The following is a 20441-nucleotide window of genomic DNA, read 5'->3' as shown; positions in this document are numbered from 1 at the left end:
TGTCCCGTTTTTTGAGGCGCTGTCAGGTGGAGTAGGCGCTGTTCTCGTGCACGTAGTCGGCGGTGAGGTCGTTGGTCCACACCGAGGCGGCCGCCTGGCCGGCGTGCAGGTCGGCGGTGATGACGATCTCCCGGCCCGTCATGTCCACCAGGTCGCGGTCCTCGCCGACGCTGCCGTTCCTGCAGACCCAGATGCCGTTGATCGCGACGTCCAGCCGGTCGGGGTCGAAGGCGGCGCTGGTGGTGCCGATCGCGGCCAGCACCCGGCCCCAGTTCGGGTCCTCGCCGTGCAGGGCGCACTTGAGCAGGTTGTTCCGGGCGACGGTGCGGGCGACGTCGACGGCCTCGTCCTCGGTGGCGGCGCCGGTCACGTCGATCCGGATGTCCTTGCTGGCGCCCTCGGCGTCGCCGATCAGCTGGCGGGCGAGGTCCGCGCAGACCACCCGCACGGCCTCGGCGAACTCGGCGGCGTCCGGCACGATGCCGGAGGCCGCCGAGGAGAGCAGCAGCACGGTGTCGTTGGTGGACATGCAGCCGTCGGAGTCGGCCCGGTCGAAGGTGGTGCGGGTGGCGGCGCGCAGCGCGGTGTCCAGGTCGGCGGCGTTCAGCGCCGCGTCGGTGGTCAGCACCACCAGCATGGTGGCCAGGCCCGGGGCGAGCATGCCCGCGCCCTTGGCCATGCCGCCGACCGTCCAGCCGCCCGGGCTGGTGGCCTGGGCGGTCTTGTGCACGGTGTCGGTGGTCTTGATCGCGATCGCGGCCTGCTCGCCGCCGGTGCCGCTGAGGGCCTGGGCGGCCTGCTCGACGCCGGGCAGCAGCAGGTCCATCGGCAGCCGGACGCCGATCAGGCCGGTGGAGGCGACGGCCACCTCGCCCGCGTTGAGCTTCAGCTCCTCGGCCACCTTCTCGGCGGTGGCGTGGGTGTCCTGGAAGCCCAGCGGGCCCGTACAGGCGTTGGCCCCACCGGAGTTGAGCACGACGGCGGAGACCTGACCGCTCTTCAGCACCTGCTGCGACCAGAGCACCGGCGCGGCCTTGACCCGGTTGGAGGTGAAGACGCCGGCCGCCGCGTAGGACGGGCCGTCGTTGACCACCAGGGCGAGGTCCGGCAGGCCTGAGGCCTTCAGGCCGGCGGTGACCCCGGCGGCCCGGAAGCCCTTGGCAGCGGTGACGCCGATGTTCATGGTGCTACTCCGATCAGGGGCAGGCCCAGCTCTTCCGGCAGGCCGAGGGCGATGTTCATGCTCTGCACCGCGCCACCGGCGGTGCCCTTCACCAGGTTGTCGATCGCGCTCACCACGATCACCCGCCCGGCGTGCTCGTCGAGGGCGACCTGCACCAGGGCGGCGTTCGACCCGTACACGCTGCTGGTCTGCGGCCACTGGCCCTCCGGGAGCAGCCGGACGAACGGCTCACCGCCGAAGGCCTTCTCGTACGCCGCCCTGACGGCTTCGTACGTCACGCCGGGCTTGGCCTTGGCGCTGCAGGTGGCCAGGATGCCGCGCGGCATCGGCGCGAGGGTGGGCGTGAACGATACGGTCACCTGCTCGCCCGCGACAGGGCTCAGGTTCTGCGCCATCTCCGGCGTGTGGCGGTGACCGCCGCCGACGCCGTACGGGCTCATCGAGCCCATCACCTCGCTGCCGAGCAGGTGCGGCTTGACGGCCTTGCCCGCACCGGACGTGCCGGAGGCGGCCACGATCACGGCCTCGGGCTCGACCAGGCGCTCGGCGTACGCGGGGAACAGCGCGAGCGTCACGGCGGTGGGGTAGCAGCCGGGGACGGCGATCCGCTTGGTGGCGCGCAGCTTCTCCCGGTGGCCGGGCAGTTCGGGCAGGCCGTAGGGCCAGGTGCCCGCGTGCGGCGAGCCGTAGAACTTCTCCCAGGTGGCGGCGTCCTTCAGCCGGAAGTCCGCCCCGCAGTCCACCACCAGCACGTCCTCGCCCAGCGCCTCGGCCACGGCGGCCGACTGGCCGTGCGGCAGCCCGAGGAACACCACGTCGTGCCCGGCCAGCACCTCCGCCGTGGTCGGCTCCAGCACCCGGTCGGCCAACGGCAGCAGATGCGGCTGCAACTCCCCGAACCGCACCCCGGCGTTCGACCCACCGGTCAACGCCCCGATCTCGACCTCGGGATGCCCGAGCAGCAGACGCAGCGCCTCACCCCCGGCATACCCACTCGCGCCGGCTACGGCCACTCGCACTGTCATGACACTCCCTCCTTCGATGTGGCATGAATATACGCATCACGGAACATTCATGCAAGGAGGATCCGGCGGGACGCTTGCGGCCTCCCCTGACTCGGCGCTTCAGTAGGCCGGCAAGCGGTCGAACTGGCCGACTGAGCACGACCCGCAGAAAGGACGGCCGGTGAAGACGCTGGTGGCAGAGGACGTCGTGGAGGAGCTTCAGACCGCGGGAGACGAGGCGGTCCGCTGGTATGTCGCGGCCTGCGCCGAGCGGATGGCTCCGCTGTTCATCGGCCTTCGGACGGGCGAGGCCGGCCGGGAAGCCGACGTGGAGCTCTACAGGGAGTCCGTGCTCGACCTCTGGCGGACCGACCGCCCGATGTCCGACGCCGCCGAGCGGGCCCGCCTGCTCGACCGGTTCCCCGAACTGCAGCCCGCCGGGGACGGCAGTACCGACATCGTCGGCGCGTACACGCACTTCGCGTGCCTGGTCCTGCGTCACGCCCTTTTGGCCAACGCTTCCGGGAGCGCCGACCATGCCGTGTCCTGCGGCCACGCGTCTCTCGCCGCGACGGGCATGCTGGACCGGAGCACCGCGGGCGCTGTGTTCAGAGCCGAGGAGCAGCGGCTGCAGAGCCTCTCGGTCTCCGACAACGCCGCCGGGGTGTGGGACGCGAGCGTGAGCGCCGGACGTGAGTGCTTTCGCGCGGTGGTGAGCCGCATCGGCAGACAAGCCCGCTGACACGGCACCTCAACCGGCCGACTGAGGTGCTCGCTCACACCTCCGTGTCAGAAGTCCTGCAGGACGCGGTCGAGGGCCGAGCGGCCCAGCGGGCCCCAGTTCGGCTTGCCGCCGGGGAGGCCGCGGTCGCCGTTCTGGCCCATCAGCATCAGGAAGAGGCACTTGAGTGCGGCCAGGCCGCGGGCCCGGCGGACCGCCGCTTCGTCCGCGTGCGCGTAGCGGTCGAAGAAGCGGCGGGCGCCGCCTTCGGGGAGCAGGAGCCAGGCGGCCGCGAGGTCCCAGGCCGGGTCGCCGGCGAAGAGGGAGCCGAAGTCGATGATGCCGGCCAGGGTGCCGTCGGCGACGACGACGTTCGCGGGGTGCAGGTCGCCGTGGACCCACAGGCGTGGTCCGTCCCAGGCGGGGGCGGCGACGGCGTCGTCCCACACCCTCCGGAGGTCGGGCTCGGCGAAGCGGCCCAGGTCCACGGCCCCTAGGAAGTACTCGAATCCCTCGGTGCACTCCGCGAGGCGGCTTCCGCGGTCCGTGGCGTCCGGTGCTTCGGCGGGTGCCGGCTCGTGCAGCGCCGAGAGGAAGTCCGCGAGGCGGTCGGCGGCGTGGTCGCCGCGGGTGATCGTGCTCTCGTCCAGCGGGGCCCCGCCGACCCAGGTCATGACGGTCCAGATCTTGGGGAACCGCTCGGACGGCGCCCCGTCCCGGACGGAGACCGGGACGGGCAGCGGCAGGCTCGGAGCCAGGCCCGGCAGCCAGCGGCGCTCGTTGAGCTGCGACTGCGGGCTGGTGTCCATCCGCTGCATCCGCACGGCCAGGTCCTCACCGAGGCGCCACATCTGGTTGCCCCAGCCCCCGGCCACCGGACGGACGGACAGCTCCGCCAAGTCCGGGTGCTGATCGCGCAACAGCTCACGGACCAGGTCCGCGGTGATCTCGTTCTCGGATTCGATCATGTGCGGTCACGCTACCGGAGGCCGGCCGCAGCGGGTCGGCCTCCGGCAGTGCCAGGGGGACTACTCGCGCAGGTAGGTGTCACTGAAGCTGGTGCCGCTGGAGCCGAGGGCGCTGGTACGGGCTTCGTAGGCGCCGTTGGAGGGGTCGAGGGCGACCGGGCTGAAGGAGCCGAGGGACTTGCCGTTGACCATGGCCGAACTGAAGTTCAGCGTACCGAAGTTGGGGTAGGCCCCGGTCGGCGACTCGATGATGACCTCGGCGCTGGTGCGGGCCGCGGAGAGGGTCTTGGTGGTGGTGTAGGTCCAGCCCCGGGAGGAGTTGGTCAGCTTCAGGGTGTACCTGTTGCTCCCGGCGTAGGTCACCGAGGCGCTGATGACGTTCCCGGCCGCCACCGGGTAGGAGCTGGTGCTGAGGTAGACCGGGGCCGACGGGTACATCTCGTACCAGGCCTGGTGCACCGGGCTGCCGCTGGAGCAGTCGGTGGCGACGCCGGTCTGCTCCACGCTGGACGAGCCGTAGCCGTCGATGCCGACCCAGGGGGCGTACAGGTCGTTGGTGGAGTTGCACTTCGCGTTCGCCTCGGTCCAGGTCGCCGAGACCGAGGTGAAGCCGCTGCCGGTGGCGGCGTAGCCGCCCCAGTTGTAGCCGTTTGTGTTGAAGTGCAGTGGGCGGAAGGACAGTTCCTGCGCGGCCGCCGCCGTGCTCGGCGCGGCGGGCACCGCGAGGGTGGTCGCCGCGGCGGCGAGGGTGGCGAGGCGTATCAGGAGACTGCGCATAGTGGCTCCTTCGTGGGGGACGATCAGGATGCTCACGCGTCAACCCCGGCCGATGGGGCGGCCGTTCAGGTTGGCAGTCCAGGATTTCCGACTGCCATGCGCATGGCAAGCCATGGAATGGCAAAGGCCGCCCGACCTGCCCCGGAGTGGTGGCCGCATAGGATCCCCGCATGGCCCTGCGACCGGTTCAGCTGAACATCAAGGCACTGGACGCTCCGACAGTCGGCCGGTTCTGGGCGGCGGCACTCGGCTGGGAGCTGTACCTCCCCGGCGTGACCGCCTACACCGGCCCCGGCGGCGGCCGCGTCCGGCCGGAGCCGGCACCGAGGCCACCCACTGACGCGAGGAACCCGCTCACGTACGATGCCGGATGATCATTGCCGACTGGGGAGCCGGCGACACGAGGGGGTACACCGGATGGACATCACCACACTTCGCCCGGCCCAGGGGCTCATGGCGAAGTATCGCGCTTCGGGGGTCTGGCGGTCCGAGGGACCGATCGCGGACCTGTGGCGCTGGCGGGACGAGACCCCCGAGGCGACGGCCGTCATAGCCCACCACGCCGAAGGCAAGACTGTCTTGACGTATCGTCAACTGGCCGAGAAGGTGGAGCAGTTCGCCGAGGCACTGGCCGAACTCGGCGTCACGCCCGGCCAGGTGGTGCTGGTGCAGCTGCCGAACCTGTGGCAGGTCGGTGCGCTGCTGCTGGCCTGCGCGCGCCTCGGCGCGGTGGTCGCACCCGTCATGATGACGCTCGGCCCGCGCGAACTCGAGCGTGTGCTCGACCGGTTGGAGGTCGGGGTCTGCGTCACCACCGGCGAGTGGGCCGGGGTCCGGCACGGCGAGGCCGTGGCCGAGATGGCGCCGCGACTGCCCAAGCTGCGGCACCGGGTGGTACTGGACCCGCAGGGCGCGCCCGCGGGGGCCGTCGACTTCACCGGGCACTTCGAGCGGCCCGACCGGGCCGGGCTCGTCCCGGACGCGCCCGCCGAGGACCCGGACCGGGTGGCCATGGTGCTGTTCACCTCCGGCACCTCGGGCGAGCCCAAGGGCGTGCTGCACACCGCCAACACCCTGTACGCGGGCACCTCCGCCCTGGTCGCCGCCGAGGAGTTCGGCCCGGCGGACCGCTGGTTCGTCACCCAGGCCCTGACCCACCTGTTCGGCGCGATGTGCTGCATCCTGGACCCGCTGCTCTCCGGCGGCACCGCCGTGCTCGCCGACCGCTGGGAGCCGGCGGCCGTGCTCGACATCGTCGCCGAGAACGGCGTCACCATGCTCGCGGGCGCACCGCCGTTCGTCGGCCAGCTGCTCGCCGAGGCCGAGCGGACGGGGCGTGAACTCCCGGCACTGCGCATGGTGTTGAGCGGCGCCACCACCGTGCCCGGCCAACTGGTCACCGGGGTGCCCCGGGTCTGGGGCGTGCCGCTGCGCACCGCCTGGGCGATGACCGAGGTGCCCGGCCACACCTGGACCCGCCACGACGACCCGCCGCTCTGGGGCTCGCACAGCGACGGCCGCCCGGGCCCCGGCCTGGAGACGGACTTCCGCACCGAGACCGGCGAGCCGCCCACCCCCGAGCAGCCCGGGCGGCTCTTCGTCCGGGGCGGCGGCCTGTGCCTGGGCACCTTCGGGCGGGACGGCGGCGAACTGCGGGTGATCGCCGAGCACGACGACGGCTGGTACGACACCGGCGACCTCGCCGTGCCGGACGGCCGTGGCGGCCTGCGCATCTTCGGGCGCGCAGCGGACCGGATCGGCGGCTCCTTCATGATCCCGGTCGCGGACGTGGAGACCGAGCTGCTCTCCCACCCGGGCGTGCGCGACGTCGCCCTGGTCGGCTACCGCCCTCGCGAGGACGAGGAACTCGCCTGCGCGGTCGTCGTCCCGGGCCCGCAGACCCCCACCCTGGACGGCCTGCGCGCCTTCCTCACCGACCGCGGCATGACCGAGTGGTACCAGCCCAGCCGCCTCGAACTCGTCACCGAGCTCCCCCGCAACGCCATCGGCAAGGTCCGCAAGGACCTGCTCCGGGCCCAGTTGAAGTCCGGCGAGATCGAAAACCTGGTGTCCGGCCAGGAGGGGTGACGTAGGGTGATCCCCATGATCGCCGCAGTTCTCCCGCCCCCCGTCCGCTAGACGGGGCGCCACCGACGGGGCGTGGCACGGCTGACCGCCGTGGCACGCCGGCTGGTCGTGCCCGTACGGAGCCCGCGACCATCCACTCCGTCCGGAGAGATCCCACCGTGTCGAGAACTGCTGCTTCCCCCACCCCTGCCCGCATGACCGCCTCCCGCGGCCTGGCCTGCCTCGCCGTGGCCGGGGCCGCCTGGGGCACCACCGGGGCCGCCGTCGAGTTCGTCCACCGCTCGACCACGGGCTTCGGCCCGCTGGCCATGTCGTTCTGGCGTTTCGTCGCCGCGCTGGCGCTGCTGCTGCCCGCCCGCGCCCTCCGCCCGGCCGGCCGGGCACCGCGCCGACTGCCGCTGCGCCGCCGGCTGCCGCTCTACGCGGGCACCGGCCTCGGGATGACCGTCTTCCTCTCCGCCTACTTCGCCGCCATCCGCAGCACCGGCCTCGCCGTGGGCACCATCGTCACCCTCGGCGCGGGCCCGGTGCTGACCGCCCTCGGCGGGCGGCTCCGGCTCGGCGAGCGGCTCGGCCGCAGCGGGCTGGCGGCGATCTGCGGGGCGTCGGCCGGGCTCGCGGTGCTGGTGCTCGCCGACCGCCAGGGCGCCGTGCGTCCGGCGGGCGTAGCGCTCGCCCTGCTCTCCGCCGCGGGGTTCGCCGCCACCACCGTGCTCGGCCGCTGGGCCGGCCGGCACGGCCGCGGGGAGGACCCGACCGCCCTCACCCTGTGGTCCTTCGGCATCGGCGCCGTCCTCCTGCTGCCGTTCGCGGCCGCCGAGGGTCTGGTGCCGCACACCGCCCACCCCGCCCGGGTGGCCCTGCTGATGCTCTACGTCGCCACCGTCACCACGGCCCTCGCCTACCCGCTCTACTTCGCGGGCGCGGCCGCCGTCCGGGCCACCACAGTCTCGGTGGTGATGCTGATCGAGCCCGTCAGCGCGGCGGCCCTCGCCGTCCTGCTGCTCGGTGAACGGCTCACCACCGCGACCCTCGCCGGCACGGTCCTGCTGCTCGGCGCGATCGGGGGCCTGGCCCGCGCCGAGGCCCGGCTCGACGCGCCGAGCTGAAAGGCAGTTGGGCAGCTGGGCCGGGCCGCCTCAGCCCTGCTCGGCGAGGCGGGCCGCCACGGCCGGGAGGCGGCCCATCGCGTGCGCGACACCCAGACCGTCCATGTAGTCCCGGACCTGGACGAGCCGGCCGTCGCGGACCCGTAGGACGAGCAGGCCGGGGAAGGCGAAGGGCGCGCCGGTGGTGGCGAGGGTGCCGACGACGAGCTGCTCCACCGTGAGCACCTCGGGGTCGGTGCTCTCGTGCACCGCCACCTCCCGGATCTCCGTCGGCCGCGCCGGGCTCGCGCCCCAGGCGGCGGCATAGCCCGCCCGGATCTCCTCACGGCCCCGGTAGCACGCGGGCATGCCGGGGAAGAGGAACGGGAACTCGTGCACGGCGTCCGCCGCGTAGAGCTCCGCCAGGTCGTCGGCGGAGCGGTCGAGGATCGCCCGGCGGTAGCGGTCGAGCACCTCGCGGGGGCTGGGCTGGGGCACGGTGCGGCACTCCGATCGGGAGGATGATCTGACGACTCGTCCGAAGGCAGCCTACGGGCCGGGGCATCATGGTCCGTATGGAACCCGCCCTCTCCCGCGTCCGCATGGGACCCGATCTCTCCCGCGCCACCGCCGAGCCGATCCGCACCGAGCGGCTGGAGCTGCTCCCGCTCGCGGTCGGCCACGCCGAGGAGATGGCCGAGGTGCTGGCCGATCCGGCGCTGCACACGTACATCGGCGGCGAGCCGGCCGACGTGGCGGCGCTGCGCGCCCGCTACGAGCGGATGACGGCGGGCTCCCCCGACCCGGCCGTCCGCTGGCTGAACTGGGTGATCCGGGCCGAGGGCCGCCTGGTCGGAACCGTCCAGGCCACCGTCGAGGGCACCGACCGGGCCGAGCTGGCCTGGGTGGTGGGCACCCCCTGGCAGGGCCGGGGCTTCGCCCGCGAGGCGGCCCGGGCCCTGGCCGGCCGGCTCACCGACCAGGGCGTCACGGTCCTGACCGCCCACATCCACCCCGACCACCACGCCTCCGCCGCCGTCGCGGCAGGCCTGGGCCTGCGCCCCACCGGGGAGCGGCAGGACGGTGAGATCCGCTGGCGCCGCGAGGACGCCCGGAGCCCGCGCCGCTGACCGACGGCCCACGATCCGGTACGTCGCCGGCAGCGTTCCCCGCCGCAGGCCACGGCCCGCCCGAGCCGGCGGCCGGCCGGCCGCCGAGGTGACGGACCGCCGTCGGCCGTGGCGCACCCGGCCCGCTCAGGCCCCGCGCAGCGCCCGCGTCCAGGCACTCTCCCGGAGCAGCCGCAGGCCGTTGAGGCCGACCAGGACGGTCGAACCCTCGTGGCCGAGGACCCCCAGGGGAAGCGGCAGGCTGGTGGTGAGGTCCCAGACGACCAGGGCCGTGATGAAGGTCGCGGCGATCACCAGGTTCTGCACGACGAGCGCGCGGGCCCGCCGGGAGAGGGCGATCACGGCCGGGACGGTGGTGAGTTCGTCGCGGACGATCACCGCGTCCGCCGTCTCCAGGGCCAGGTCGGAGCCGGCTCGGCCGAGGGCGACGCCGACGTGGGCGGCGGCGAGGGCGGGGGCGTCGTTGACCCCGTCGCCGACCATGAGGACTCGGCGCCCGGCCTGCTCCTGCTCCCGGACGGCCGCGACCTTGCCTTCGGGCAGCAGGGCGGCCCGTACGTCGGTGATGCCGAGCTCGGCGGCCAGCCGCCGGGCGGCGCGGGCGTTGTCGCCGGTCACCATCACCGGTGGCGTGCCGGTGAGTCCGGCGAGCGCGGCGACGGTGGCCGCGGCGTCCGGGCGGTGCCGGTCGGCGAGGCCGAGCACCCCGGCCGGGCTCCCGTCGACGGTGACCAGGACGGCGGTGTGCCCGCTCTCCGCCAGCTCGGCCGCGGGCCCTTCGGAGCCGGCCCGGCCGACCGTGACGGCCCGGCCCGCGATCCGGGCGCGGACTCCGGTGCCCGGCGTCGAGGCGAAGCCCTCGGCCAGGGCGAGCGGCAGGCCCCGCTCGCGCGCGGCCTCGACCACCGCCCGGGCGAGCGGGTGCTCGCTGGGGTGTTCGGCGGCGGCCGCGAGCGCGAGGAGTTCGTCGGCCGTCAGCCCGGAGCCGGGCAGGGGGTGGACGGCGACCAGGCGCGGGGTGCCCTCGGTGAGGGTGCCGGTCTTGTCGAGGGCGACGGCGTCGACCTGGCCGAGGCGTTCCATCACCACGGCGGACTTGACCAGTACGCCGTGCCGCCCGGCGTTGGCGATCGCCGACAGCAGCGGCGGCATGGTGGCCAGCACCACCGCGCAGGGCGAGGCGACGATCATGAAGGTCATCGCCCGTAGCAGGGAGTCGGTGAAGGCCGCGCCGAACGCCGGCGGCACCGCGAAGACGGCGAGGGTGGCGGCCACCATGCCGAGGGAGTACCGCTGTTCGACCTTCTCGATGAAGAGCTGGGTGGGGGCCTTGGTCCCGGCGGCCTCCTCGACCAGGGCGACGATCCGGGCGATCACCGAATCGGCGGCGTCGCGCTCGACGGCGATCCGCAGCGCCCCGGTGCCGTTCAGCGTGCCGGCGAAGACTTCGTCGCCGGCCCGCTTGGCCGCCGGCAGCGGCTCGCCGGTGATGGTCGCCTGGTCCACCTCGCTCGCCCCGGCGAGCACCCGGCCGTCCGCGCCGATCCGCTCCCCCGGCCGCACCAGCACCGTGTCGCCGACGGCCAGTCGGCCGACCGGGACGGCCTCCTCGCGGCCGTCGGGGTGGAGCAGGGTGGCGGTCGCGGGGGCCAGGTCGAGCAGGCCGCGCACCGAGTCCGCGGTGCGGGCGGTGGCCAGGGCCTCCAGGGCGCCGGAGGTGGCGAAGATGACGATCAGCAGGGCACCGTCCATCACCTGGCCGACGGCGGCGGCGCCGAGCGCGGCGACGATCATCAGCAGGTCGACGTCGAGGGTGCGCTTGCGCAGCGCCTGCAGCCCGGCCCAGGCCGGCTCCCAGCCCCCGGCCGCGTAGCCGAGCGCGTACAGCGCGACCCAGGACCACCCGGGCGCTCCGCCCAACTGCAGCGGCAGCGCCGTCAGGAAGAGCCCCAGTGCGGCGGCGGCCCAGCGGGCCTCCGGCAGCGCGAACACCCGCGTGCGGCGGCGGGCGGCCACCGGTGCCGTAGCCGTGGCCCCGGCGGGCCGTTCGATCAGGGTGGAAGACATGGCAGGGCAGACCCCTCAGCACGGACACGTTCAACAACCACCTCACCATACATGAACATATGAACGCTCCTTCATGTATGGGTTGTACGATTGCCTGCATGGGTCATGGAGCCACCGCCAGCACGAACGCCGTCCCGCGCACTCCGCTGGACGCCGCCGGCGCGGCGCGCGTCGCCAACACGCTGCAGGCCCTGGCCACCCCCTCGCGGCTGCTGATCCTCTCCCGCCTGCGCGAAGGGCCCTGCGCCGCCACCGAACTGGCCCATGAGGTCGGCCTCGAGCAGTCCGCCTGCTCCCACCAGCTGCGCCTGCTGCGCAACCTCGGCCTGGTGGTCGGCCGCCGCAACGGCCGCTCGATCGTCTACGCGCTCTACGACAACCACGTGGCCGCCCTGCTCGACCAGGCGGTCTACCACATCGAGCACCTCCGCCAGGGCCTCAGCGACGCCGAGGGCGAGCCGGACGACGCGTCCTGAGCCCCACTGTCCTGGGTGCGCCCTAAGGTGGCGGGCAGTCCGCCCGGCCGGGCCCCGGTGACGTGGGGTCAGGCCGGGCACTGCAACCGACAGGGGATCAGCGCCATGGCCGAGGTCGTACTCTTCCACCACGCACTCGGGCTCACGCCCGGCATCGTCGCGTTCGCCGACCGCCTCCGGGCGGCCGGGCACACCGTCCACACCCCGGACATGTACGAGGGCCGGCTCTTCGACACCGTCGAGGCGGGCGTGGCCCACGCGCAGCAGGTCGGCTTCGAGGAGGTCGTCGGACGCGGGGTCCGGGCGGCCGAGGGCGTGGCGCCGGGGGCGTTCTACGCCGGGTACTCGCTCGGGGCGATGCCCGCCCAGCTGCTGGCGCAGACCCGGCCGGGGGCGGCGGGCGCCGTGCTGCTGGCCGGCTGCGTACCGGCCACCGAGTTCGGGCCGGGCTGGCCGGCCCAGGTGCCGGTCCAGATCCACGCGGCCGAGGCCGACCCGTGGTTCGCCGAGGACGCCGAGGCGGCCCGCGAGCTGGCGGCCGGGGCCGAGGCCGGTGAGCTGTTCCGGTACCCGGGCGACGAGCACCTCTTCCTGGACAGCTCGGCGCCGGGCTACGACGCCGAGGCGGCGGAACTGGTCCTCCAGCGCGTCCTCGGCCTGCTCGCCACGGCCGCGTAGTTGTCGAACCTCCACAACGCCACGCCGACCGAGTCGGTGGCAGCCGGCACCTGATCATCCATCACCAACTGTGCAGGGTGTAGACATACCGATCGCTCCCCGGCGGGACCGCCGCCCGGGGGGTTGTGTGTCAACCACAAGTTGGGGGAAGACAGATGCGAGGCAGCAACGATGCGGTGGTGACCGGGCTCGGGGCGACCACCCCGCTCGGCGGCGACGTCCGGACCACCTGGGCGGGCCTGCTCGAAGGCCGCTCCGGGATCCGGCCGATCACGGCGGAGTGGGCGGCCGGGCTGCCCGTCCGGATCGCCGGGCAGCTCGCGGTGGAGCCGACGGAGGTGCTCGACCGGGTGCAGGCCCGGCGCCTGGACCGCTGCGAGCAGATCGCGCTGGTCGCGGCCCGGGAGGCCTGGGCGGACGCCGGGGCGCCGGAGGTGGACCCTGAGCGGCTGGCGGTGGTGATCGGGACGGGCACCGGCGGGGCGCTGACCCTGCTGGGGCAGGACGACGTGCTCGAGACGAGCGGCGTCCGGCGGGTGTCGCCGCACACCGTGCCGATGCTGATGGCCAACGGCCCGGCGGCCTGGGTCAGCATCGAGCTCGGCGCCAAGGGCGGCGCCCACACCCCCGTCAGCGCCTGCGCCTCCGGCGCCGAGGCGCTGGCCCTCGGCCTGGACCTGATCCGCCTCGGCCGGGCCGACGTGGTGGTGGCCGGGGGCACCGAGGCCTGCATCTGCCCGATCACCCTGGCCGGCTTCGCCCAGGCCAAGGCCCACTCCACCCGCAACGACGAACCCGAGCGGGCCTCCCGCCCGTTCGACGTGGACCGGGACGGGTTCGTGATCGGCGAGGGCGCGGTGGTCTTCGTCCTGGAGCGCGCCGAGTTCGCGGCCGCCCGCGCGGCCCGGGCCCACGCCCGGCTCGCCGGAGCGGCCGTCACCTCCGACGCCAACCACATCACGGCCGCCCAACCCGAGGGGCAGGTCCGGGCGATGCGGCGCGCCATGGCCGAGGCCGGCGTCTCCCCGCTCGACGTCTCCTTCGTCCACGCCCACGCCACCTCCACCCCCCTCGGCGACCTCGCCGAGGCCCAGTCCGTCACCGAGGCCATCGGCACCCACCCCGCCGTCACCGCCACCAAGTCCATGACCGGCCACCTCTTCGGCGCGGCCGGCGCGATCGGCGCCCTCGCCACCGTCCTCGCCCTGCGCGACGGCACCGTCCCACCCACCGTCAACCTCGACACCCAGGACCCGGCGGTGAAGCTCGACATCGTCACCGGCACGCCCCGCCGGGCCGCCCTCAGCGCCGCCCTCACCAACTCCTTCGGCTTCGGCGGCCACAACGCCTCCCTCCTCTTCACCCGCACCTGAAAACCCGTCGCCGGGGCGGTGGTGCGTGCACCATGACCACGCCATGGAGCCGGCTGGAATGCCTCCGGGCCGACGGCCGCACCGTTCACCTGGCAGGGCCGCACCGAGCCGAGGCCCTGGTCACCCACCGGTCGAGCCGACCGGCGGGCGACCAGGGCCTTCGGGACTAGCGCAGCGGGCGGCTGAGGCGGCGGCAGATGTGGATCCGGGTGAACTCCTGCCGGAGGCGGGGCTCCTCCGTCAGGGCCGCGCTGAGAAAGACCGTCATCGGGCGCAGGCCCGGGCGGCGGGTGCCGATCGCGCGGTCCGGTTCGGCCGGGTCGTGGCGCAGGTCGGCGTAGACGTGCAGGAAGTGGTCGCTCTCGGCGAAGCCGGCGGCGTGGTACCAGGCGAGGGTGCCCGGGTCGTCCCTGGTCCAGGCGTCGAGTTCGGTGACCTCGGGCGGGGCCTCGGCGAGCCAGGCGTCGAGCAGGGCGGCGCCGATGCCCCTGCGCTGGTGGTCGGGGTGCACGGCGATGTTGTCGATCGTCGCGAGCGAGCCCTCGGCCACAGTCACGTCCAGCAGCCCGAGCACGGCGCCGCTCCCGTCCACGGCGACCAGCCCGCGCCCCGGCGCGGCGACCGGCGGGCGCTCCCGCAGGACGTCGTCGTAGTAGGCGGTAGTCAGGAAGGAGAGCACCCTGCAGTGCAGCCAGGAGCGTTCGTCGGCCGGGCGGTAGTCACGGATGGTGTACGTCATGGTGGTGAGCCTCCGTCAGCGGTGGAGTGTGGATGGTGGTCCTGGCACTGCCGCCGAAGGGGGTCATGACCGCGATGCTGCGCCGCCCCGGGCCCGGCGGCAACTGGTTTTACCGCCAAGCGGGCTGATAAGAAGCTCGGATGACCACCACAGCTTCCGTCCTTCCCTTCGATGCCGTCCTCTGTGATCTGGACGGGGTGATCCGCTTCTTCGACCACGGTGAGGTGGAGCGGTTGGCGCGGGCCGCCGGGCTGGCGGACGGGGCGGTGTGGGGAGCGGCGTTCGGCGGGGAGCTCGGGCAGCGGTTGGTGCTCGGGGAGGTGGACCGGCCGCAGTGGGTGGCGCAGATCGCGGGGCGGCTGGGCGAAGTCATGGCCGCACCGGCGGCGGAGGAGTTGGCGAGGGCCTTCGCGTACAGCCCGGCGCGGGCCGACGCCGAGGCGGTGGCGCTGCTGCGGCGGGCCCGGGCGCACGTCCCCGTCCTGCTGGTCACCAACGCGACCGTCTGGCTGGAGGAGGACCTCGCCGCGCTGGGCCTGACCGACCTCGCCGACCAGGTGGTCAACAGCGCCCGGGTCGGCCACGCCAAGCCGGACCAGCGGATCTACCGGCTGGCCGCCGAGCGGGCCGGCACCACGCCCGACCGCTGCCTGTTCGTCGACGACCGCGCGGAGAACACCGAGGCCGCCGCCGCCCTGGGCATGCGCACCGCCCTGCACCGCTCCCCCGCCGACCTCGCGGCCGCCCTCGCCCCGCTCTGGGCCTGACGGCCGGCGGTGGACGAATCGCCGCAGGTGGGGTCGGTGGCCGGGGCATCCGCTCGGTAGTCTGCGCCCCATGGCGTACGAGATCGAGCAGCTTCCTCCGGACCGGATCGGCGAGGTCGAGGGGCTCTGGGGCCAGCTGCTCGCCCACCACACCTGGGTGGCACCGGAGTTGGCGGCGATCGGCGCCGTCCGTCCGGCGGCCGAGTCCTGGCGGATCCGGCGCGGCCAGTACGGCACCTGGCTGGCCGAACCGGGTGCGGCGGCCCTGGTCGCCCGTGGACCGGCCGGGCTGCTCGGCTACGCAGTGGTCCGGGTGGTCGACGCCCCCGGCTCCTGGCAGTGGGGCGACCGCTCCGGCGTCCTGGAGACCCTGGTGGTCGACGAAGCGGCCCGCAGCACCGGCGTCGGCCTGGCGCTGCTCGCCGAGGCCCGTCGCCGGGCGGCCGAGCAGGGCGCCCGGATCCTGAAGATCTCCGTCCTGGCCGCCAACGAGCGCGCGCTGCGCTTCTACCGGCGCGAGGGCGCGGTCGACTTCGTGCACACCCTGGTGCTGCCGCTGACTACCGCTTGACGGCCCGCAGGATCACGAACTTCGGGTTGCCCGCGACGAGTTCGCAGTTGCCGAAGAGGCGGCGGAGCTTGACGTGGTAGCCGAGGTGGCGGTTGCCGACGACCCAGAGTTCGCCGCCGGGGCGCAGCGCGGCCCGGGAGTCGGTGAACATCCGCCAGGCGGTGGCGTCGGTGGTGGCCTGGTGGCTGTGGAACGGGGGGTTGTTGAGCACCAGGTCGAGGGAGTCGGCGGGGGTGCCGGCCAGGCCGTCGGCCGCGCGGAAGGTGGCCTTGGCAGTTGATGGCAGATTGGTGCGGAAGGTGGCTTCGGCGGAGGCCACGGCCTGGTGCGACTCGTCCAGGAAGAGCAGTTCGGCCTCGGGGTTGCCGAGCGCCGCCGCCGTGCCGACCACGCCGTTGCCGCAGCCGAGGTCGGCGACCAGCTCGGGGCCGCGCCGCTGCGGCAGGTGCTGCAGGAAGAAGCGGGTGCCGATGTCCAGCCGCTCGGCGCAGAACACACCCGCGTGGTTGACCACGGTGCGGCCCGAGGCGGCGCCGATGTCACCGGGCAGCCGGTAGCTGAGCGGCCAGGGGTTCGGGGTGCGGGCCGTCGTCAGGTCCGGCGTGGCGAGGATCAGCCGGGCCTTGCGGACGGCCAGCGAGGTACGGGTCGGGCCGACCAGGCGCTCGAACAGCTGCAGGGTGGAGGTGTGGATCTCGGTGACCATGCCGGTGCCGACCACCACGGTGCCGGCGTGCAGCGCCGGGGCCAGCCGGTGCAACTGGTCCTCGAGCAGCGCCAGGCTCTTGGGCACCCGCACCAGCAGCACGTCGATCCGCTCCGGCGGCGCGTCCTGCGTGGTGAGCAGCGTGACGGCCCCCGGGTCGGCGGCGTTGCGCCGCAGGTTGGCCAGGGTGGCCTGCCCGCCCAGGTACGAGTCGCTGATCTGCGTCGGCCGGTACGGCGCGAGCGCGGTCACCAGTGCGCCCCAGCGGTCCCCCAGCGCGACCACGGTGCCCGACAGGTCGACCCCATCCTCGGCGAGGTGGCGCAGCAGGTACTCGTCGGCGGCGTCCCAGGCGCGGAGCTGCTCGCGCGGGTGCTCGGGGAAGCGGGTGAGGGTGAGGTCGCCGGTGGCCGTGGTCAGCATGTTCATCGTCCGCCCAGGCTACCGAAACCGGTGACTACCCCCGGACCGTGCCTACCTCCGGACCAGCCGGGTGCGCACCGCGTACGCCGCCGCGCCGAGGCCGAGGACGGCGGCGCCGGTCACCACCGAGGTCAGCGGCAGGGCGAAGGCCAGGGCCAGGCAGCCGGCCAGGCCGAGGACCGGGACGGCGAGCGGGGGGCGGCGTTCGGCGGGGGTGAGGGTGAGGGCGGCGGCGTTGGCCACCGCGTAGTAGGCGAGGACGCCGAAGGAGGAGAAGCCGATCACGCCGCGCAGGTCGGTGGTGGCGGCCAGCACGGCCACCACGGCGCCGACGGCGAGAGCGGCCCGGTGCGGCACCTGGTGGCGGGGGTGGACGGCGGCGAGGGCCGGCGGGAGGTGGTGGTCGCGGGCCATCGCGAGGGTGGTGCGGGAGACGCCGAGGATCAGCGCGAGCAGCGAGCCGAGCGCGGCGACGGCTGCGCCGACCCGGACCAGCGGGGCCAGGCCGGGTGCGCCGGCCGCGCGGACGGCCTCGGCGAGCGGCGCCGTGGCCCCGGCGATCCCGCCGGGGCCGAGCACGGCGAGCAGGGCGACGGCGACGGCCGCGTACACCACCAGGGTGATGCCGAGCGCGGTGGAGACGGCGCGCGGGATGGTCCGCGCCGGGTCACGCACCTCCTCGCCGAGGGTGGCCACCCGGGCGTACCCGGCGAAGGCGAAGAAGAGCAGTCCGGCCGCCCGCAGCACCCCGGCCGGGGTGAGCGACGCGCCCACCGACAGCCGCGCGGGGTCGGCGGCCGGGCTGCCGAGGCAGACCGCCACCAGCGCGGCCAGCAGCAGGAGCACCCCGGCCACCACGGCCCGGGTGAGCCAGGCGGCCTTCTGGACGCCGAGGTAGTCGACCAGCGTCAGCACCAGCACCGCCGCCACGGCGACCACCCGCGCGTGGCCGGGCCAGACGTACAGGCCGACGGTGAGGGCCATCGCCGCACAGGACGCGGTCTTGCCGACCACGAACCCCCAGCCGGCCAGGTAACCCCAGAACCGCCCGAGCCGCTCCTTGCCGTAGACGTACGTACCGCCGGAGGCCGGGTAGCGGGCGGCGAGCCGCGCGGAGGAGGTCGCGTTGCAGTACGCCACCACGGCCGCCAGCCCCAGGGCCACCAGCACCCCCGAGCCCGCGGCCGCCGCAGCCGGCCCCCAGGCCGAGAACACCCCGGCCCCGACCATCGCCCCGAGCCCCACCATCACGGCATCGCCCACCCCGAGCCGCCGCGCCAGCTCCGCCACCAGAAACCTCCTGCTCACACCGGCTACCGAACCGGGCGGCACCCTACCCGGCCCGGGCGAACGCAAGGTCTCGGCTCGGCGCAGGACGCCGCCGGGGCCTGGCGAGCCGGGCCGGAACCTGCGCAGGCGCCACCGCACAGGCAGCCACGAGGGCTTCGCACGGAAGGCTGTGACGCCCGGGCGAGCAGCACGGCTCCGTACCCGGCCGCCGGGCAGCAGGGCCCGGCGCCACAGGCTCCCGGCACGCTGACACCCCCGCGCTCCTCGCCGCACCTCGCTCCCGTCGGCCGTCAGGCGGCGGAGCGGCCCCGGCGCGCCGTCACGAGCGGCCCGACCGCCCCGGCCCCGCGTCACCCGGCCTTGGCCGGCCCGCTCACCGCGCGGATCACGTGCCCGCCCGCCCCCGAGGCCGTGCCCGGCGGAAGGCCGAAGTACCGGACGGCCAGCTCTCCCGGGCCGAGGTCCTCCGTCTCCGCGAAGCCGAGCGCCGCCAGCTCGCCCGCCAGCTCGGCCACGCCGAAGTGGGTCAGCCACGGCTCGCCGATGGCGGCGACCCGGGCGGCGGCGGCCTCGCGGCGGGCGCGGTACTCCGGGGAGAGGGCTTCGACGGGCTCGGCGTAGTCGAAGACGACCTGGGCCCCGCCCGGGAGGGCGGCGATCAGGCGGAGGGTGCCGAGCACGGCCTCCCGGGTGAGGTAGGGCACCACGCCCAGCCAGCTGAAGAAGGCCGGCCGCCCCGAATCGAACCCGGCCTCGGCCAGCCGTGCCACGAAGGACTCGCGCTCGAAGTCGACCCCCACGTACGTCAGCGAAGCCGGCACGGCGATCCCCGCCTCGGCCACCCGACGCCGCTTCCACTCCTGGGTCGCGGGGTGGTCGACCTCGAAGACCCGCAGGCCCGGGTGCTCCTGCCGGTACCCGAAGGTGTCGAATCCGGCACCCAGCACGACCAGTTGCCGCAGCCCGTCGGCGTGCGCAGCCGCCACCGCGTCCTCGCTGAATCGGCTGCGCGCGGCGATGAACAGCCGCAGCGGCCGCTGCTCGGGCGCCTGTGCCGCCTCCTCGGCCAGCTCCGCCGGGCCGGCCCCCAGCATCCGCACGGCCAGCGGATCGGCGAAGAGCCGCCCGCCCTCCAGGAGTTGGTGCACCGCCCGGTGCCGCGCCGCCCCGTACGCCGTCCGACTCGGCTCACCCGTCTTCATCCCGAACCCTCCCGTAGCCAGCGTCGCACCGAGCCTACCGAGCGACCCCCTGGTACCGTCCGGACCATGCCGACCACCCTGCACGGCAAGGCCGTCACCCTCCGCCCCGCGACCGCCGCCGACGCCCCCGCCCTGGCCGCGATCCGTGCCACCCCGCAGGTGGTCGAACGCTGGCGCGGCGGGCCGGACTTCCTCGCCGAGGTGGCCAAGGACCTCACGGAGGAGGGCACCGAGGTGCTGGTGGTCGAGCACGGCGGCCGGGTGGTCGGGGCGATCCAGTGGTACGCCGAGCAGGAGCCGGACTATCGGCACGCGGGTATCGACCTCTACCTCGACCCGGCCGTGCACGGCCGGGGCCTGGGCACGGATGCCGTCCGCACCCTGGCCCGGCACCTGGTCACGGCGCACGGATTCCACCGGCTGGTGATCGACCCGGCGGCCGACAACGCCGCCGCCATCGCCTGCTACACCAAGGCCGGCTTCCGCCCGGTGGGCGTCATGCGGCAGTACGAGCGTGGCGCGGACGGCAGTTGGCACGACGGCCTGCTGATGGACCTGCTGGCCGCCGAGCTCACCGACTGAGCCCGGCCCGGGCCCGCAGCCGGTCGAAGGCCCGCTCCCCGGCGGGCACCCGGGCCACGAACTCCCGGATCGCCGCCGCGCATTCGGCCGTGGAGGCGGCGGCGGTGTCCACTTCCAGGTCGTAGTCCCCGTGCACGTGCACCAGGCCGTACTGCAGCTCGGCCATGCCCGGCGTCCGGTCGCCCCGGGCCGCCTCGCGGCGGCGCAGCTCCGCCACCGGGCAGTGCACCCCGACGAAGATCACGTCGAGGCCCGCCAGCACCTCCAGGCAGTCCGCCAACCGCCATGGCTCGCTGAGCACATGGTCCACCACCACGTTGTTGCCGCCCTCGGCCATCGCGGCGATCGAGCGATGGAATCCCCGCCGCATCCGCCGCAGCACCAGGTCGAGGTTGTCCTCGGTCATCAGGTCGCTCCGGCGGGCGCCCATCGCGTTGAAGCCGTCCACCGCGAGGTGGAAGTACAACTCGTCGAACGTGCGCAGCAGTTCGGCCGACAGGCTCGACTTGCCCGAACTCGACGTCCCGTTCAGGAAGATGACCCGGCCCTTGGGGTGTTCGACGCTGTCCACGATTGCCTCCCCGGTAATTCCTGCCGCCATGATCACA

General features: G+C 74.4%; 21 protein-coding genes and 1 pseudogene. 11 read left to right on the top strand and 11 right to left on the bottom strand.

What is annotated here, in order from left to right; genetic code table 11:
• Positions 1-22: 22 nt before the first annotated feature.
• Together argJ and argC are read right to left on the bottom strand one after the other, a co-directional pair.
• On the bottom strand, positions 23-1177 hold the full coding sequence (gene argJ / locus ABT095_RS23130; RefSeq protein WP_350531420.1) for a bifunctional glutamate N-acetyltransferase/amino-acid acetyltransferase ArgJ: 1155 nt from the start codon (positions 1175-1177) through the stop codon (positions 23-25).
• A gap of 2 nt (positions 1178-1179) precedes the next feature.
• Positions 1180-2208, bottom strand: coding sequence for an N-acetyl-gamma-glutamyl-phosphate reductase (argC, locus tag ABT095_RS23125; RefSeq protein WP_350531372.1), 1029 nt, complete (start codon positions 2206-2208; stop codon positions 1180-1182).
• Between the two features lie 160 nt (positions 2209-2368).
• Here argC and ABT095_RS23120 point away from each other — a divergent pair, with 160 nt between their 5' ends.
• Complete coding sequence (locus ABT095_RS23120) at positions 2369-2929, top strand: hypothetical protein (RefSeq protein WP_350531371.1); 561 nt, start codon at positions 2369-2371, stop codon at positions 2927-2929.
• 47 nt (positions 2930-2976) lie between these two features.
• On the opposite strand, the gene ABT095_RS23115 is transcribed toward ABT095_RS23120, so the two are convergent.
• Complete coding sequence (locus tag ABT095_RS23115; RefSeq protein ID WP_350531370.1) at positions 2977-3876, bottom strand: aminoglycoside phosphotransferase family protein; 900 nt, start codon at positions 3874-3876, stop codon at positions 2977-2979.
• 60 nt (positions 3877-3936) lie between these two features.
• Complete coding sequence (locus ABT095_RS23110; protein ID WP_350531369.1) at positions 3937-4653, bottom strand: G1 family glutamic endopeptidase; 717 nt, start codon at positions 4651-4653, stop codon at positions 3937-3939.
• A gap of 170 nt (positions 4654-4823) precedes the next feature.
• Here ABT095_RS23110 and ABT095_RS23105 point away from each other — a divergent pair.
• The 3 genes and pseudogenes from ABT095_RS23105 to ABT095_RS23095 all read left to right on the top strand — a co-directional run.
• Positions 4824-5018: pseudogene (locus ABT095_RS23105) on the top strand (VOC family protein); the annotation flags it as partial.
• Positions 5017-6741: an AMP-binding protein gene (locus ABT095_RS23100; protein WP_350531368.1), complete on the top strand. Its 1725-nt coding sequence runs from the start codon at positions 5017-5019 to the stop codon at positions 6739-6741. The pseudogene ABT095_RS23105 and the gene ABT095_RS23100, both read left to right, overlap by 2 nt.
• 194 nt (positions 6742-6935) lie before the next feature.
• On the top strand, positions 6936-7850 hold the full coding sequence (locus ABT095_RS23095; RefSeq protein WP_350531367.1) for a DMT family transporter: 915 nt from the start codon (positions 6936-6938) through the stop codon (positions 7848-7850).
• A gap of 30 nt (positions 7851-7880) precedes the next feature.
• Here the strand turns inward: ABT095_RS23095 and ABT095_RS23090 are convergent, their stop codons facing one another.
• Positions 7881-8327: a nuclear transport factor 2 family protein gene (locus tag ABT095_RS23090; protein WP_350531366.1), complete on the bottom strand. Its 447-nt coding sequence runs from the start codon at positions 8325-8327 to the stop codon at positions 7881-7883.
• Positions 8328-8404: 77 nt separating this feature from the next.
• Between ABT095_RS23090 and ABT095_RS23085 the strand changes: the two genes are divergently transcribed.
• Entirely contained in the window at positions 8405-8959 is a 555-nt protein-coding gene (locus ABT095_RS23085) for a GNAT family N-acetyltransferase (protein WP_350531365.1), read from the top strand.
• A gap of 126 nt (positions 8960-9085) precedes the next feature.
• Here the strand turns inward: ABT095_RS23085 and ABT095_RS23080 are convergent, their stop codons facing one another.
• On the bottom strand, positions 9086-11026 hold the full coding sequence (locus ABT095_RS23080) for a heavy metal translocating P-type ATPase (RefSeq protein ID WP_350531364.1): 1941 nt from the start codon (positions 11024-11026) through the stop codon (positions 9086-9088).
• Positions 11027-11124: 98 nt separating this feature from the next.
• On the opposite strand from ABT095_RS23080, the gene ABT095_RS23075 reads away from it, so the two are divergent.
• From ABT095_RS23075 to ABT095_RS23065, 3 genes are all read left to right on the top strand, one after another.
• A complete protein-coding gene (locus tag ABT095_RS23075; RefSeq protein ID WP_350531363.1) occupies positions 11125-11502 on the top strand; it encodes an ArsR/SmtB family transcription factor in 378 nt (125 codons plus the stop codon).
• Between the two features lie 105 nt (positions 11503-11607).
• Positions 11608-12180, top strand: coding sequence for a dienelactone hydrolase family protein (locus ABT095_RS23070; protein WP_350531362.1), 573 nt, complete (start codon positions 11608-11610; stop codon positions 12178-12180).
• A gap of 155 nt (positions 12181-12335) precedes the next feature.
• Positions 12336-13553: a beta-ketoacyl-[acyl-carrier-protein] synthase family protein gene (locus ABT095_RS23065; RefSeq protein ID WP_350531361.1), complete on the top strand. Its 1218-nt coding sequence runs from the start codon at positions 12336-12338 to the stop codon at positions 13551-13553.
• A 166-nt stretch (positions 13554-13719) separates the two neighbouring features.
• On the opposite strand, the gene ABT095_RS23060 is transcribed toward ABT095_RS23065, so the two are convergent.
• Positions 13720-14292 (bottom strand): GNAT family N-acetyltransferase, encoded by a 573-nt coding sequence (locus tag ABT095_RS23060; RefSeq protein WP_350531360.1) that lies wholly within the window; start codon positions 14290-14292, stop codon positions 13720-13722.
• 140 nt (positions 14293-14432) lie between these two features.
• Between ABT095_RS23060 and ABT095_RS23055 the strand changes: the two genes are divergently transcribed.
• Positions 14433-15059, top strand: coding sequence for an HAD family hydrolase (locus ABT095_RS23055; protein ID WP_350531359.1), 627 nt, complete (start codon positions 14433-14435; stop codon positions 15057-15059).
• Positions 15060-15129: 70 nt separating this feature from the next.
• Positions 15130-15630, top strand: a complete 501-nt coding sequence (locus tag ABT095_RS23050) for a GNAT family N-acetyltransferase (RefSeq protein ID WP_350531358.1) — start codon at positions 15130-15132, stop codon at positions 15628-15630.
• Here ABT095_RS23050 and ABT095_RS23045 read toward each other — a convergent pair.
• The 3 genes from ABT095_RS23045 to ABT095_RS23035 all read right to left on the bottom strand — a co-directional run bounded on the left by ABT095_RS23045 (position 15620) and on the right by ABT095_RS23035 (position 19251).
• Positions 15620-16756: a methyltransferase gene (locus ABT095_RS23045; RefSeq protein ID WP_350531419.1), complete on the bottom strand. Its 1137-nt coding sequence runs from the start codon at positions 16754-16756 to the stop codon at positions 15620-15622. The genes ABT095_RS23050 and ABT095_RS23045 overlap by 11 nt on opposite strands.
• A gap of 54 nt (positions 16757-16810) precedes the next feature.
• Positions 16811-18007: an APC family permease gene (locus ABT095_RS23040; RefSeq protein ID WP_350531418.1), complete on the bottom strand. Its 1197-nt coding sequence runs from the start codon at positions 18005-18007 to the stop codon at positions 16811-16813.
• 392 nt (positions 18008-18399) lie between these two features.
• The gene (locus ABT095_RS23035; protein ID WP_350531357.1) at positions 18400-19251 is read right to left on the bottom strand and encodes a class I SAM-dependent methyltransferase; all 852 of its coding nucleotides are present in this window, start codon (positions 19249-19251) and stop codon (positions 18400-18402) included.
• 66 nt (positions 19252-19317) lie between these two features.
• On the opposite strand from ABT095_RS23035, the gene ABT095_RS23030 reads away from it, so the two are divergent.
• On the top strand, positions 19318-19833 hold the full coding sequence (locus ABT095_RS23030; RefSeq protein WP_350531356.1) for a GNAT family N-acetyltransferase: 516 nt from the start codon (positions 19318-19320) through the stop codon (positions 19831-19833).
• Here ABT095_RS23030 and ABT095_RS23025 read toward each other — a convergent pair.
• Entirely contained in the window at positions 19823-20434 is a 612-nt protein-coding gene (locus ABT095_RS23025) for a chloramphenicol phosphotransferase CPT family protein (protein WP_502884968.1), read from the bottom strand. The genes ABT095_RS23030 and ABT095_RS23025 overlap by 11 nt on opposite strands.
• Between the last annotated feature and the right edge of the window lie 7 nt (positions 20435-20441).

It is taken from the genome of Kitasatospora sp. NPDC002227, from assembly GCF_040296285.1.
Classification (GTDB): Bacteria; Actinomycetota; Actinomycetes; order Streptomycetales; family Streptomycetaceae; genus Kitasatospora.
The sequence above is the reverse complement of the archived record's forward strand: the minus strand, read 5'-3'. Positions and strand labels throughout refer to the sequence as shown.

Bases quoted from the DNA above. Each gene is read 5' to 3' on its own strand.
- ABT095_RS23060 (WP_350531360.1), bottom strand. From the start codon at position 14,292: ATGACGTACACCATCCGTGACTACCGCCCGGCCGACGAACGCTCCTGG.
- ABT095_RS23115 (WP_350531370.1), bottom strand. From the start codon at position 3,876: ATGATCGAATCCGAGAACGAGATCACCGCGGACCTGGTCCGTGAGCTG.
- ABT095_RS23025 (WP_502884968.1), bottom strand. From the start codon at position 20,434: ATGGCGGCAGGAATTACCGGGGAGGCAATCGTGGACAGCGTCGAACAC.
- ABT095_RS23030 (WP_350531356.1), top strand. From the start codon at position 19,318: ATGCCGACCACCCTGCACGGCAAGGCCGTCACCCTCCGCCCCGCGACC.
- ABT095_RS23100 (WP_350531368.1), top strand. From the start codon at position 5,017: ATGCCGGATGATCATTGCCGACTGGGGAGCCGGCGACACGAGGGGGTA.
- ABT095_RS23040 (WP_350531418.1), bottom strand. From the start codon at position 18,007: ATGGTGGGGCTCGGGGCGATGGTCGGGGCCGGGGTGTTCTCGGCCTGG.
- ABT095_RS23055 (WP_350531359.1), top strand. From the start codon at position 14,433: ATGACCACCACAGCTTCCGTCCTTCCCTTCGATGCCGTCCTCTGTGAT.
- ABT095_RS23050 (WP_350531358.1), top strand. From the start codon at position 15,130: ATGGCGTACGAGATCGAGCAGCTTCCTCCGGACCGGATCGGCGAGGTC.
- ABT095_RS23110 (WP_350531369.1), bottom strand. From the start codon at position 4,653: ATGCGCAGTCTCCTGATACGCCTCGCCACCCTCGCCGCCGCGGCGACC.
- ABT095_RS23070 (WP_350531362.1), top strand. From the start codon at position 11,608: ATGGCCGAGGTCGTACTCTTCCACCACGCACTCGGGCTCACGCCCGGC.
- ABT095_RS23085 (WP_350531365.1), top strand. From the start codon at position 8,405: ATGGAACCCGCCCTCTCCCGCGTCCGCATGGGACCCGATCTCTCCCGC.
- ABT095_RS23095 (WP_350531367.1), top strand. From the start codon at position 6,936: ATGACCGCCTCCCGCGGCCTGGCCTGCCTCGCCGTGGCCGGGGCCGCC.
- argC (WP_350531372.1), bottom strand. From the start codon at position 2,208: ATGACAGTGCGAGTGGCCGTAGCCGGCGCGAGTGGGTATGCCGGGGGT.
- ABT095_RS23080 (WP_350531364.1), bottom strand. From the start codon at position 11,026: ATGTCTTCCACCCTGATCGAACGGCCCGCCGGGGCCACGGCTACGGCA.
- ABT095_RS23035 (WP_350531357.1), bottom strand. From the start codon at position 19,251: ATGAAGACGGGTGAGCCGAGTCGGACGGCGTACGGGGCGGCGCGGCAC.
- ABT095_RS23075 (WP_350531363.1), top strand. From the start codon at position 11,125: ATGGGTCATGGAGCCACCGCCAGCACGAACGCCGTCCCGCGCACTCCG.
- ABT095_RS23065 (WP_350531361.1), top strand. From the start codon at position 12,336: ATGCGAGGCAGCAACGATGCGGTGGTGACCGGGCTCGGGGCGACCACC.